Source organism: Gemmatimonadota bacterium, from assembly GCA_016712265.1.
Classification (GTDB): domain Bacteria; phylum Gemmatimonadota; class Gemmatimonadetes; order Gemmatimonadales; family Gemmatimonadaceae; genus RBC101.
Genome location: JADJRJ010000028.1, coordinates 1,076,734 through 1,089,624 on the forward strand (window position 1 = coordinate 1,076,734; position 12,891 = coordinate 1,089,624).

Consider the following 12,891-nt stretch of genomic DNA (forward strand, 5'->3'; position numbering starts at 1 on the left):
TCTCCCGATGCGATTCACCCTGTGCGCGCTGCTGCTGCCCGTTGCCGCCACGGCCCAGACGCCGCCGGAGTTCGCCGCGGCGCGGCGTGTGATTGATTCGTTGATGACTGCGCATCGGCTTCCCTCGGTGTCGGTGGCGGTGGCTAAGGACGGTCGCGTGACCTGGGAGCAGGCCTTCGGGCTCGCGGACCGTGAGAAGTCCGTCGCGGCGACGCCCAACACGGCCTACTCACTGGCGTCGATCTCCAAGCCGTTCACCGCCACGGGCCTCATGAAGCTCGTGGAGCGAGGACGGGTGCGGCTCGATCGTCCGGTGAACGAGTACCTCGGCGCCGCGAGGCTCCGCGCCTTCGAGGGCAAGGCCGCGCAGGCGACGGTCCAGCACGTGCTGACGCACACCGCCGGCTTGCCCTTGCACTACCAGTTCTTCTATCGCGATGCCGGGTACGGCGTCCCGACCACGGACGAGACCATCCGGCGGTTCGGTATCCTCACCTATCGTCCGGGTGGCGGCTACCAATATTCGAACCTCGGGTTCGGCCTCCTCGACTACGTGATCCGGCGCCAGGGGGGCACGACCTACGGGGACTACATGCGGCGTGAGGTGTTCGATCCCCTCGGCATGACGCACACCAGCGTGGGGCCACGCCCCGGGCTCGAGGCCGAGACCGCCGTGCGCTACAGTAGCGAAGACCAGCCGATTCCGTACTACACGTTTGACCACCCGGGGGCGAGCGAGGTCTACGCGAGCGCCCACGACCTCGTGCGTTTCGGCCTGTTCCACCTAGGCCAGGCCGTCGAGGGGCAACAGGCGATCCTCACCCCGGAGACGCGCGCCGCGATGCAGCGTGATGTGGCCGTGGAGGGACCGGGATCCACCCGGGGCCTCGGCTGGGCGATTCGCTCCGATGAGTTTGGCTACCGCCGCGTCTCCCACACGGGCGGGATGCCGGGGGTGACCACGATGCTGGCGCTGTATCCGCAGGCCAATGCCGTGGTGGTTGTCCTGCTCAACAAGTCGGTGCCGCAGGCCATGGCGCGCATCGCGCAGGAGCTGGCCGCGGCGGTGTTGCCGGGCTATGAGGGCAAGCTGCGCGAGATGCTGGCCCGGCCGACCGCCGTGCCCGTCGCGGCGGACTGGACCTCGCTCATGGGGCAGTGGCGCGGGTATGTGCGCTCCTACGCCGACTCGGTGGCGGTGCGCGTGACGATCGATGCGTCGGGGCCGCGCGATGTTCGCATCGGCGGAGTCAGCGTGGAGCGTCCCGCCACCAGCAGCTGGAGCAACGGCGTCTTTGCCATGAGCACGCCGTCCCCGCTGGCGGCGCCCGACATCAAGCGACAGCCCCACGTCCTGTCGTTTGCCCTGCGGCCCCGCGGCGACACGCTCAGTGGGTATGCGGCTGCGATCTCCGGGCTGCCCGAAGCCACGCGGCAGTACTTCGCCCTGTCGTCCTATGCCCGATTGGTGAAGGAGCGCGTGGCCCGCACGTCCACCCTGCCACGCCCCGGGCAGCCATGACCGAACCGACGACCGGCCGCGACCCGCGCGTACGCAACCTCGTCTCGGTCGGCGCCGGCGTGTTCATCGGCGTGATCCTGATCGTGATCCTGCAAGCGGCGAATGCCATGGCCTTTCCGCCGCCTCCCGGCACCGACCCCAACGATCCGGAGTCGATGCGCCGCGCGATGGCCGCGATGACCACGCCGGCCTACATGGGGCTCGTCGCGGGGTACCTCATTGCCACCACCGTGGCCTGCACCCTCGCGGCCCGCCTCGCCGGCACCGATCCCTCGCGCCGTGCGCGCCTCGTCGGCCTCGCGTTCATTGTCGCCGGGGTCATGAACTTCCGGGCGATTCCGCACCCGGGCTGGGTCGTCGTCGCGACGCTGGCTGCGTTTGTCTCCGCGATGGTCCTCGGCCCGCGACTCGCTGGCCGGGTGTCGTAGCGCCCGCAGCGTCAGCCCAGGTATCCGCTGATCCACTCGCCGGCGTAGTAGCCGGCGATCGCGACGCCAAGCCCGACGACAAACATGTCGATGCCGGACCGGATCACGCCGCGGCCGGTGAAGAGTGACCGCGCGGCCCCCACCAGGAAATGGGCCGCCATCGCCAGCACGAAGGACGCCACGATCGCCGGCCTCCCGGAGGTCACGAAGAACGGGAACACCGGGATGAGCGCGCCGATTGCGGTGGCGAGCCCCGTGATCCAGGCCTCACGCCATGGGTTGGTCGCTTCTCCGGAGATCCCCAGCTCGAGCTGGACCTTCTCCTTCAACATGCGCTCAGGGTCTCGCATCGCATCACGGGCCAGGGCCTGGGCTCCGTCCGGTGACATCCCCTTGGCCTCGTACAGCAGGGCCAGCTCCTCTTGCTCGAGCTCCGGCATGAGGGCGATCTCGTCGCGCTCCATGGCGATCTCGTTGTCGTACACTTCCTGCTCGCTCTTCGCGGCCAGGTAGCCGCTGGAACCCATGGAGAGGGCATCGGCCACCAATCCCGCGACACCCGCGACCACGACGGCTTCGTGCTGCTGAGTGGCCGTCGCGCCAAGGACGCCGGCCACCAATCCGAAATTCGCCGTGAGGCCATCGTTGAAGCCGTAGACCACGTTGCGGAGGAACCCACCGGACTCCGCACGGTGCCATGGCTCGCTGCTACCGCCGGCGATGCGCGAGAGTTCGCTGGCGTGTTCAGCGCTCTCGCGGGCGAGGAGCAGCGACTCGTCGCTCCCCGCCATCCCCTTGGGGGTGCCACGGTGCATCGACAAGTAATGACGCACCTCCCGGCCTTCCTCCCGAAGCAGGGCCGGGAGGATCGTGCGCGCGCCAAAGCGCCTGCCTAACGCGACGGTGAGACGCGCGCGCAGGGTTGGGCGATGAGGTCCAGGGGACGCACCATGCTGCTCCAGCAGGTCTCGCCAGATCGACAGGTGTCGATCCTCCACGTCCGCAAGCTTGCGAAAGACCTCACGGCGCGCTGGCTCACCTTCGACGGCGGCGAGCGCGCGGTACAGGAAGGCGGCGTCGCCTTCGTCCTGCCAGTGTTCGCGAAAGGCGCTGAGGTCCGGGGTGGGCGCAGGCATCAACAACCTCGAGAGAGCGGGCCCCGGGAAGGTCGGGAAACCCTCGTCGCGGCCGCGGTGACTGATCGCATGTAACGTAACCCGAATGCCCATGACGACCCTTCGATTTCTCGCGCCCCTCGCGCTCGTGGCCGCTGCCGCGGACCTCACCGGCCAGCAGGTCCGTACCTTCTCCTCCACGGCCCGTGACGATGATCGACCCCGGATCGGGGTGACCACCGGCCCCGGCGGCTCTCGCGATACCCTTGGCCTGCTGGTGACCGATGTAACCCGCGGCGGCCCTGCGGCCACCGCGGGCATCGAGGAAGGGGACCGACTGGTGTCGGTGAATGGCGTCAACTTGCGGCTGTCGGCACAGGACGTCGAGGACCTGGAGCTGGCCGGGATCGGGACCCGGCGCCTCGTGCGTGAGCTTGGCAAGGTGAAGGCCGGCGATCGGGTCACCCTCAAGGTGTACCGCGAAGGGCAGGTCCGTGACGTGGCGGTCACGACGGTCACTGCCGACGCGTTGCAGCCGGAACGGGTGACGGTCGCGTCGACCCGGCGCCGGTCTGATGAGCGAGCAACGTTAGGCATCGGGCTCGGCATGTCCGGATCACGGCGCGACACACTCGGCATTCTCGTGGCGTCCGTGACCGACGATGGACCGGCAGACAAGGCGCGCATCGAGGAAGGGGACCGCATCGCCGCCATCAATGGCGTTGACCTGCGGGTCCCCGGGGCGGATGCGGGCGACTGGAGCATGAGCAACAGCCGCATGCGGCGACTCACGCGTGAGATGGAGAAGGCAAAAGCTGGCGACGAGGTCGAGTTGCGCCTCATGCGCTCCGGCCAGGCGCGGACCGTGCGCGTGAAGACGATCGCCCAGAAGGACCTGCCGCGGTCGGGGTCGATCGCCATCGGGGACGACGGGTTCTCGTTCTTCGGCGATGGCGCGCGCGGCTTCTCGTTCTCCATGCCGCGTGGGGGCGTGCAGGCGCTGCCGCGCTTCGATGGTCAGGGGATGATGTTCTTTGATCGTGGCGAAGATGGGCGGGTCGACCTTCGGATGTCGCCAGAGCGTCGGGCCGAGCTCGAGGGTCGCGTCGAGGAGCTGATGCGTCGGTTTGACGGAGGTCGGGTCATCGTCCGTCCTCGTGTGAGAATTCAGAGCGACGAGAGTGGCGCCGGCGCTGCCCCGAAGGTCGAGGTCCGCGTCAGGCGCTCAGGTGCGACCGCGATGTAGCAACGGGACGGGACGTCCTCCAGGGAGCCGAAAGGGCCGGGCCTTCACGCCTCGGCTCTTTCATCGTTCCATGTCAGGGTTGCCCTTTCGTTCCCACGGATTTAGGATAGACTCACTTTCTCTTTCGTTGATCCGTATGTCCATGCGGTGGCGTCTTGGCGCTGGCCTCCTTCTTTTCGCCCGTGTCGCGGCCTCCCAGGTCGCGGCGGCGGTCACCGTGCGAATCACCGATCAGAGCGCGACGCCGGTTCGCGGGGCTCGCCTCGAAGTTGTGGGGGCCGATGTTGGAGTGAGCGCGGGGGCTGATGGCCGTGCGAGACTCCGTTTGGCGGCGGGACTGCATAGGGTCCTCGTAACCGCCCTCGGGTTTGCGCCGCGACAACTGCATCTCGAGATCGTCGGGGACGGCACCGACCGGATCGAGGTGGTACTGGAGCGTACCGCGCTCTCTTTGGCTGGCGTGACCGTCACTGCCGCGCCCACCGCGCAGTCACTCGGCGATGTTGCCGCACCGGTGAGCAGCATGGACGCGCGCGCCCTGAATCGATCGCTGGCGAACTCGCTGTCTGCGACCTTGTCGCGACAGGCCGGGGTGACGGTGCGCTCGCAGGGACCGGCGGCCTCCATGCCCATCATCCGCGGCCTCACCGGTGATCGTATTGTGGTGCTGCAGGACGGACAGCGGGCTGCGGACCTCGCGTCGACCGCGTCGGACCACGGCATCACGGTGGACCCACTCGCCGCCCGGGGCATCGAGGTCGTGCGCGGCCCGGCCGCCCTGTTGTACGGCTCGAATGCGTTAGGCGGAGTGGTGAACGTCATCTCGGACGACATCCCCAGGGTCATACCGGCCGGGCGCACGACGAGCCTTGCCCTCACCACGGAGTCGGCGATGCGGGGCGGCGGGGGGTGGGGGGAGGTGGTCCAGCCGCTCGGCCAGCACGCGGCGGTCACCATGAAGGGTGGCGCCCGATCCCATGCGGACCAGTTAACTCCTGCAGGGCCACGGCTGGGCAATACCAGTTCGAGGAATCGTTCGGCGGTCATTGGTGCTGGGGCCTCGCGCGACGGGTGGGCGGCGGGCATGGCGTGGCGAAGGTACGGCTTCGAGTATGGGCTCCCATATCGGGACCGTCCGGAGGAGGGGATCCGCTTGCGCGGGGCCCGCGAGGAGCTGCTTGCTCGCGCCACCGTGCCACGTGTCGGGCCATTCTCCCAACTCCGTGTGGAGGGCGGTCACCAGCGCTATGCCCACGACGAAGTGGCCACAACGGGCGATGTCGCCACGACCCTCGGGCTGGTGACGACCCAGCTGCAGATGATTGGGGCCGTTCGGCCAGCAGGCGTTGTGGCCGGTGGTGCACTGGGGTTGACCTGGTCGACTCGGGAGAACGGGGTGACGGGTGAGCAGGCGCTCACGCCGCCGAGCCGGGTGGAGCAGACGGGCGCGGTGCTGTTCCAGGAAGTGCGGGTTGCGAATCGTCTGCGCGTTCCGGTCTCCGTGCGTGTTGAGCGGACGAGCATCCGTTCGGTGTCCAGTGTTCAATTTGGCGATGCCGTGTCGCGTCGTTTCGATGCGGTGTCCGCGTCGGGCGGTGTGGTGTGGTCCCTGTTCAGAGCCGGTTCACTGGCGCTCAGTGGCGCCCATGCGGTTCGGGCACCGTCCGTCGAGGAGCTATTCTCCCGGGCTGGCCACGCGGGCACGGGAGCCTACGAAATCGGCAACGCGGCGTTGGCACCTGAGGTTACCGACGGTGTCGACCTCGTGTGGCGTGTGGAACGACCCGGGATGCGGGCGCAGGTCGCCGGGTATCACTCCTCGGTGCGTGGGTGGATCGGCATGTACCCTACGGGTCGGGACACATCGGTTGTCGTGGGTGATGTCGCGAAGGTTCTGCCGCTCTTCGTGGTCAGCCAGCGGCCCGCCCGTCTCACGGGGCTGGAATTCGACGTTGAGCGGGTGATCCGGGCGCACGTCGTGGCCGGCCTGGTCGGCGATGTCATGCGGGCGCGCGACGCGACAGGAGGAGCCTTGCCGTTCATGCCTGCCGCGCGCCTTGGCGGGCACGTGCGCTACGACAACCAGCGCGTGCAGCTCGGGGGTGCGGTGCGGCGTCAGGCGCGGCAGGGAGAGGTCCCGGACGGAGAGTACCGGGCACCGGGGTACACCCAGGTCGACGGGTTTCTCGGCCTGACCTGGTTTGCCGGCCCGGCGATGCATGGCGTCATGCTGCGCGTGGACAACGCCGGCAACCGCTTGACGCGGGATGCCACGAGCCGGGCGAAAGACTATGCCCCAAATGCCGGTCGCAACCTCTCCCTCACCTACCGCGTGTCGTGGTGAGCATGGAACTGGAACTGGCCGTCCTGCTGACGCTGTGTATTGTGGGTCCAGCGACCTTTGCCGTCTTCGAGGTGGAGACTCCGGCGTGGCGCAAGATGCTCAAGTGGGGCCTGGTGTGCGCGCTCACCCTGCTCCTGGCGCAACGCGTCGGCCACTGGGCCCTCCTGCTGCCAGGTGTGCTCGCTGCAGCCGGGCTAACCGTCCATATGATCTGGTGTCGCCGGAACGGGATCCACCCGCTCCGGGCCACCCCGCGGCGTCGGTACTACGCGCTGCGGGGGTGGCCCTGGGTGGAGTGAGGGGAGCGCTGCTAGAACTCGATCTGCGCGCCCAGCTCAACGACCCGGTTGGGCGGAATGCTGAAGTACTGCGTCGCCGATCGGGCGTTGCGCGACATGATGGCAAAGAGGCGCTTGCGCCACCGGACCATTCCCTCGTTGCTGGTCGCGATCAGCTGCTCACGCCCGAGGTAGTAGGTGGTGTCCATCTTCTTGGTCTTGATGCCCGCTTCCGAGAGGCGGGCGCGAATGTCCTCGACGTTGGGCTGCTCCATGAAGCCGTAGAGCGCACGCACCCGATGGACCCCCTCGGAGAGGGACTCGAGGCGAATTCGGTCGGAGCTCGGCACCTCGGGCACCTCACGTGCGATGATCGAGAGCAGGATGACCTGCTGGTGCAACACCTTGTTGTGCTTGAGGTGGTGGAGCAGGACGACAGGTGTTCCCTCGGACTCCGAGGTCATGAAGATCGCCGTGCCGGGGACCCGCACGACCTTGCTGGTCTTGAGGCTCTGCACGAAGTCCTCAATGGGCAGCGAGTTGCGGGTCATGAACTGCCGCAATAGCTCCCGGCCGCGCTTCCAGGTGGTCATGAGGGCGAATACTGCGGTGGCAATCGCGAGGGGCACCCACCCACCGGTGGGAACCTTGAGCAGGTTGGCGGAAAAGAACGTCAGGTCAACGATCATGAACCCCGACAGGAACGCGAGGCACTTGCCGCGGCTCCACCCGAAGCGCTCGCGCGCGACGGAGACGAACAGCAGGTTGGTGATCACCATCGTGCCTGTCACCGCGACGCCGTACATCTGGCCGAGCTCCTCGACACTTCCGGCCATCACCACGAGCGCCAGGGTCCCGATCGCGAGCGCGATGTTGATCTCCGGGATGTAGATCTGTCCTGCCTCCTCCTTTGAGGTGTGGACGATGGTGACGCGCGGCGAATATCCCAGCTGCACGGCCTGTTGGGTCAGCGAGAACGCACCTGAGATCAGCGCCTGGGAGGCCACGATGGCCGCCAACGTCGCGATGACGATTTGTGGCACCAGCCACCACGATGGCACCAGCAGGTAAAACGGGTTCTCGGCGGCGCTCGGGTTCGCCAGGATCAACGCGCCTTGTCCGAAGTAATTGAGCAGCAGCGCCGGGAGGACCAGCGCGACCCAGGCGAGACGGATTGGCTTGCGGCCGAAGTGTCCCATGTCGGCGTACAGCGCTTCGCCGCCGGTGACCACGAGCACGACCGCCCCGAGGACCACGAAGGACTTGACCGGGTCATCCGTGAAAAAGCGCACCGCGTACATGGGATTGATCGCGGCAAAGATCTCCGGGTGCATCAGGATGCCGCGTATCCCGAGGACCGCAATGCTGGAGAACCAGGCCAGCATGATCCAGCCGAAGAGACCGCCGATGCGCGCCGTGCCGTGGTACTGGAAGTAGAACAGGGTGGCGATGATGACGAACGTCACCGGAACCACGAGGTGCTCAAAGGCGGGATTGAGGACCTTGAGCCCCTCCATCGCCCCTACCACCGAGATGGCCGGTGTGATGATGCCGTCGCCATAGAGGAAGGCTCCGCCAAAGAGGCCGAGCATGATCAGGGCGGTTCGTCCACCGCGTCCCGACTTCCGCTCGCTGCGCAGGATCAGGGCCAGCAACGCGTACACGCCGCCTTCGCCCTTGTTGTCTGCGCGGAGGATGAAGCCCACGTACTTCACGGAAACAATCAGCACGAGGGACCAGACAATCAGCGACAACAGGCCGTACACCCGCCCCGAATCGGCGACCAGGCCGTACACCGGCTTGAACGCGTCCTGGACGGCGTACAGGGGGCTGGTCCCGATGTCGCCATACACCACGCCGAGGGCGGTGAAGGCCAAGAGGGCGAGTCGCTTCCCGTGCGGGTCCGCCTCGGCTTGAGGGCGTAGGGGCGCGACCGGCACTTCGGCCGTCATCGCCGCGGTCGTCAGGGCCGCGGAGAGTGGATTGTCGCCCCCGGAGTTGTCTGCGGGGGCGTTGGGGTGGTTCATATGTGAACGCCTCACCGTCCCGGGGGGATCGATCGGCGCATTCGGGCTGAGGTTGTTCCGTGGGGGGAACCCCACGAAAAACGGGCCGCGGCAATGGCGCCGCAGCCCGTCTCGAATTTATGGTGCTGTTCCGCCCCGTCCAGCGACGAGCGTCACGCGCCGCGTTCCGGGCCCTCCGTCGCCGCCGCAGGTCGCTTCAGGATTTCCTCGATCTCGCGGGATGCGCGCTCAAGAACTTCCAGGATCTGGCGCGAGGTTTCGGGATGCCGGAGATGCTCGCGCGAAGCGCCAAAGGTCGCCTTGGCAACATGCCCAAAGGCCCGCCCAACCTCGCGCATCCCCTCGCTGAAAACCGTGGCCCCAATGTCACTGATTCGCTCAAAGATGTCGTCGACCGTCTCCTGATTACGGTCGAGATACTCTCTTCCTTCTGTCGTGATAGTGTACACCTTCTTTCCACCTTCTTCGGAGGACGTAGCATGCCCCATATCCTCGAGGAGGGTCAACGTGGGATACACGGCACCAGCGGAGGGTGAATACGCGCCGCCGGACTTTTCCTCGATCGCCTTCATGATTTCGTACCCGTGGCGCGGCTTCTCGGCGAGGAGCTGAAGGATCACAACCTTGAGGTCTCCCTGGGCGAACATCCGCCCGCCCCATCCGCCACGCGCGCGCCGCCCACCGCCGAAGAAAAACTCACCGAAAGGCCAATCACGCCCACCGCGACGATTGCGATTCGGGCCGCACCAGTGCTCGGAGTGCCACATGCCGGTACCCTCGGTAAAGATATATCGAAAAGATATTGCGTAAGCCGGGCCCGGCAAGGGGGGCTTTAAAACGGAGAGGGCGCCCGGCAATCGCCGAGCGCCCCTGGTACCCTTGGAGTGACGTGATCTACTCGTACCGAAGGGCCAGGATAGGATCCAGTCGCGCGGCCCGCCGAGCTGGCCAGACCCCGAAGAGCACTCCAACGACGGCCGAAAAGCCGAATGCCAAGCCGACTGAGGTGGGCGAAATCGAGGTGTTCCACTGGAACGCGTTACTGAGCCAGGTTGCGATGCCAGTCCCAAGCAGGATACCCAGCAGTCCGCCGAGGAGACACAGTACGACCGCCTCGATGAGGAACTGGATGAGGATGTTCCAGCGCGTCGCGCCGAGGGCCTTCCGCACTCCAATCTCGCGGGTTCGCTCGGTGACAGAGACCAGCATGATGTTCATGATGCCGATGCCACCCACGAGGAGCGACACGGCCGCGATACCAGACAGCAGGTACGTGAACACCTCGGTCGTTTCCGCGAAGGTGCTCAGGAAGTCCGACTGGTTGCGGATGCTGAAGTCGTCGGGACGACCTGGGCGGATCCGGTGCTCGCGACGCAGGACGCGCTGAATCTCCGCTATCGTCTCGTCGATCTTGTCCTCGGATGGCGCGAGGACGGAGATGGATCTGAGGCGCTCCGTGCCGAGGGCACGATACCGCGCCGTCTGCAAGGGAATGAAGAGCTGGTCGTCCGGGTTCTGAAAGCCGCCGGACTGTCCCTTTGCCTCGAGCACTCCGACGACCGTGAACTGGATCCCGCGGATGCGAATGGGTTCGTCGAGGATCGCGTACGGTCCGTTGAGTCCAAGGTTCTTGACGACTTCGGGACCGATCACGGCGACGCGGGCCTTGGCCGCATCTTCTGCCGAGGTGAAGAACCGACCAGCGGCGAGCTTGAACTTGCGAACCTCGGGGTAGTTGCTGGTCGTGCCGACTACCGAAGTTCCGGTGTTCTTGTTCAGGTACGTCACCTGAAGGTCCCGCGCCATTTCGGGTTGGATGGCAGCGAGGTTGTTGCCCTTTTCCTCCAGGGCGACCGCATCCTTCATGACCATGCGGGCCCGGTCGTTGAACGAGAAGAACCCACCCCCCATGCGCTGTTGGCCGGGGGATACCGTCAGCAGGGTCGTCCCGAGCGCGGCGATCCGGTCCTTTACCGCCAGTTGCGCACCGGTGCCCAGGGCGATCATCGCAATGACCGCTGCGACGCCAATGACGATGCCGAGCATCGTGAGCATCGAGCGCAGCTTGTTGGCCCGCAATGCACCGAGGGCGACGACGAAGATTTCGCCGAGTACCATGGCGGGGACCTATTGGCGCGGGGGGCCGCCGCCGGGGGCGCCACCAGCGCCTCCGGTTGCCCCACCGGTGGTCGCCGACCCTTGCTGGCGCTGCATGCCGGGCATCCCGCCGCCTGTCATTTGCCGGAACCTGGCGTTGGAGGAGTCACGCGCCGCTTGGATCGCCGCCGTCGCCAGTAGGGCCACCTGGTCGCCCTCATTGAGGCCGGAGACAACCTCCGTGTAGTCGAAGTTGGCCGCACCGAGCCGGACAACCTTTGGCGTGTAGGTGCCGTTGGCGACCACAAAGACCACGCCGGTGCGAGTCCGCACGCGCGTGGGGAACTCGCCGCCCTGTGTGGGGCGTGCCCCCCCGGTTCGGCCAGTGGCGGACTGACCTGCGGCGGGTGACGCACCAGCTGGTCCCTGTCCACCGTTAGACGGCTGGGCCTGGGCACCCGGCGCGCCGCCGGGTCGGCCGCCCCCCTGACAGCCGCGGGCGATCATCGCGTCGACGCCCAACTCGCCGTACAGCTTGGTGGATTCCTCGCGCATCGCCGCGAAGTCGACCTGGCCGTCCATCATCTTCTGGCGCAGGTCGGCAAGCTGCTTGGCCACGGCCGGCTTCTTGGCCAGGGCGTCGCGGTACTTCGCGCAATCGGCTTCGCTCGCCTGCGGCGCCTGGCGTCCAGCACCACCTTGACCACCGGGCCGACCTCCTTGCTGCGGGAGTTCCACGTCACCGGGCATCATCCGCATGCCGCGCGGGGGGCCGCCCATGTTGGGGAGGCCCTGTTCCTGCTGACCGCGACGTCCGCCACCGCCCATGCCACCGAACTGCTGCATCTGCGCCTGGATCGAGGCGCTGACGCTGTCCGGGATGAGTCCCATCGATCCCGCGAGCATGGGTGCCTCGCGCGTCGTGCGGATCGCGTCATTCGGGATGGCGAGCACGTTCTCCCGGCGCTCCACGAGCACCGAGGCCTCGCCATTCATGCCGGGCTTCAGCAGGCCTTCGCTGTTGTTGAGGTTGATGAGCACGGGGAACATCGTCACGCTTTGCTGGATAACGGCCTGCGGCTCGATTTTCTCGACGGTGCCCTGGAACGGTCGGTCAGGGAAGGCATCGACGGTCACGGTGGTCTGCTGACCGGCGGTGACCTGGCCGATGTCCGTTTCGTTGAACAGCGCGCGCATGCGCACCTTGGTGAGGTCGGCCATCTTGAGGAGCGTGGTGCCGCCACCGACGCCGCTGGTCGCCGACGTGATCACCTGGCCTAACGAGACCGTCTTCTCGATGATGGTCCCACTGTTGGGGGCACGGACCGTGGCGTCGTCCAGTCGCTGCTGGGCGAGGTCGAGCGAGGTGCGCGCCCGGATCACGGCGGCTTGCGCGTTCGCGTAATCCAGCTGCGCGGTCTCATGTTCCTGCGCGGTGATGATGCGCTGGCCGAACAGGTCGTCGTTGCGCTTCTTTTGCGCTTCGGAGACTTGCAGGCGCGCCTCGGCGGCGTTGAGGTCCGCGCGCGCCTGGTCGAACTGGTTCTGGACGTCCCGGGTTTCCAGCTGCACGAGCAGGTCGCCGGCGGCAATCTTGCTCCCGGTCTCGACGGTCATCTGGGTGATTTGCCCGGACGACTTGGACTTGACCTCGACGACGTTGATCGGCTCGATGGCTCCGGAGGCGGTGGCGTCGAGCACGATGGTCCGCCGGGTCACGGCGGCCGTCGGGATGGTGATCTCCTGCACTTCTTCCTTCTTGCAGGCGGCGACGAGGACGCCGAGCAGGAGCAGGCGCGATGTAGTCACGGATGGAGCGGTCATGGAGGGGACC

10 protein-coding genes are annotated in these 12,891 nt (G+C 66.9%); 5 read left to right on the top strand and 5 right to left on the bottom strand.

Features of this window, described 5'->3' with window-relative positions; genetic code table 11:
* Positions 1-7: 7 nt before the first annotated feature.
* Both IPK85_11460 and IPK85_11465 read left to right on the top strand, forming a co-directional pair.
* The gene (locus tag IPK85_11460; protein ID MBK8248001.1) at positions 8-1,522 is read left to right on the top strand and encodes a beta-lactamase family protein; all 1,515 of its coding nucleotides are present in this window, start codon (positions 8-10) and stop codon (positions 1,520-1,522) included.
* Positions 1,519-1,950 carry a hypothetical protein gene (locus IPK85_11465; protein MBK8248002.1) on the top strand — a complete coding sequence of 144 codons (432 nt, stop codon included), beginning with the start codon at positions 1,519-1,521 and terminating at the stop codon, positions 1,948-1,950. The genes IPK85_11460 and IPK85_11465 overlap by 4 nt, the downstream gene beginning before the upstream one ends.
* Positions 1,951-1,961: 11 nt before the next feature.
* On the opposite strand, the gene IPK85_11470 is transcribed toward IPK85_11465, so the two are convergent.
* A complete protein-coding gene (locus tag IPK85_11470) occupies positions 1,962-3,086 on the bottom strand; it encodes a VIT1/CCC1 transporter family protein (GenBank protein MBK8248003.1) in 1,125 nt (374 codons plus the stop codon).
* A 91-nt stretch (positions 3,087-3,177) separates the two neighbouring features.
* Here IPK85_11470 and IPK85_11475 point away from each other — a divergent pair, with 91 nt between their 5' ends.
* The 3 genes from IPK85_11475 to IPK85_11485 all read left to right on the top strand — a co-directional run bounded on the left by IPK85_11475 (position 3,178) and on the right by IPK85_11485 (position 6,954).
* Positions 3,178-4,311, top strand: coding sequence for a PDZ domain-containing protein (locus IPK85_11475; protein ID MBK8248004.1), 1,134 nt, complete (start codon positions 3,178-3,180; stop codon positions 4,309-4,311).
* A 136-nt stretch (positions 4,312-4,447) separates the two neighbouring features.
* Positions 4,448-6,655, top strand: coding sequence for a TonB-dependent receptor (locus tag IPK85_11480; protein ID MBK8248005.1), 2,208 nt, complete (start codon positions 4,448-4,450; stop codon positions 6,653-6,655).
* Positions 6,652-6,954, top strand: a complete 303-nt coding sequence (locus IPK85_11485) for a hypothetical protein (protein ID MBK8248006.1) — start codon at positions 6,652-6,654, stop codon at positions 6,952-6,954. The genes IPK85_11480 and IPK85_11485 overlap by 4 nt, the downstream gene beginning before the upstream one ends.
* 11 nt (positions 6,955-6,965) lie before the next feature.
* Here IPK85_11485 and IPK85_11490 read toward each other — a convergent pair whose 3' ends face one another.
* The 4 genes from IPK85_11490 to IPK85_11505 form a co-directional block, all read right to left on the bottom strand.
* Positions 6,966-8,960 carry a potassium transporter Kup gene (locus IPK85_11490; GenBank protein MBK8248007.1) on the bottom strand — a complete coding sequence of 665 codons (1,995 nt, stop codon included), beginning with the start codon at positions 8,958-8,960 and terminating at the stop codon, positions 6,966-6,968.
* Positions 8,961-9,112: 152 nt separating this feature from the next.
* A complete protein-coding gene (locus IPK85_11495; protein ID MBK8248008.1) occupies positions 9,113-9,727 on the bottom strand; it encodes a PadR family transcriptional regulator in 615 nt (204 codons plus the stop codon).
* A 127-nt stretch (positions 9,728-9,854) separates the two neighbouring features.
* Entirely contained in the window at positions 9,855-11,078 is a 1,224-nt protein-coding gene (locus IPK85_11500) for an ABC transporter permease (GenBank protein MBK8248009.1), read from the bottom strand.
* A gap of 9 nt (positions 11,079-11,087) precedes the next feature.
* Positions 11,088-12,881 carry an efflux RND transporter periplasmic adaptor subunit gene (locus tag IPK85_11505; protein ID MBK8248010.1) on the bottom strand — a complete coding sequence of 598 codons (1,794 nt, stop codon included), beginning with the start codon at positions 12,879-12,881 and terminating at the stop codon, positions 11,088-11,090.
* Between the last annotated feature and the right edge of the window lie 10 nt (positions 12,882-12,891).

Coding starts and splice junctions, on each gene's coding strand:
- IPK85_11460 (MBK8248001.1), top strand. CDS start 8: ATGCGATTCACCCTGTGCGCGCTGCTGCTGCCCGTTGCCGCCACGGCC.
- IPK85_11465 (MBK8248002.1), top strand. CDS start 1,519: ATGACCGAACCGACGACCGGCCGCGACCCGCGCGTACGCAACCTCGTC.
- IPK85_11470 (MBK8248003.1), bottom strand. CDS start 3,086: ATGCCTGCGCCCACCCCGGACCTCAGCGCCTTTCGCGAACACTGGCAG.
- IPK85_11475 (MBK8248004.1), top strand. CDS start 3,178: ATGACGACCCTTCGATTTCTCGCGCCCCTCGCGCTCGTGGCCGCTGCC.
- IPK85_11480 (MBK8248005.1), top strand. CDS start 4,448: ATGTCCATGCGGTGGCGTCTTGGCGCTGGCCTCCTTCTTTTCGCCCGT.
- IPK85_11490 (MBK8248007.1), bottom strand. CDS start 8,960: ATGAACCACCCCAACGCCCCCGCAGACAACTCCGGGGGCGACAATCCA.
- IPK85_11495 (MBK8248008.1), bottom strand. CDS start 9,727: ATGTGGCACTCCGAGCACTGGTGCGGCCCGAATCGCAATCGTCGCGGT.
- IPK85_11500 (MBK8248009.1), bottom strand. CDS start 11,078: ATGGTACTCGGCGAAATCTTCGTCGTCGCCCTCGGTGCATTGCGGGCC.
- IPK85_11505 (MBK8248010.1), bottom strand. CDS start 12,881: ATGACCGCTCCATCCGTGACTACATCGCGCCTGCTCCTGCTCGGCGTC.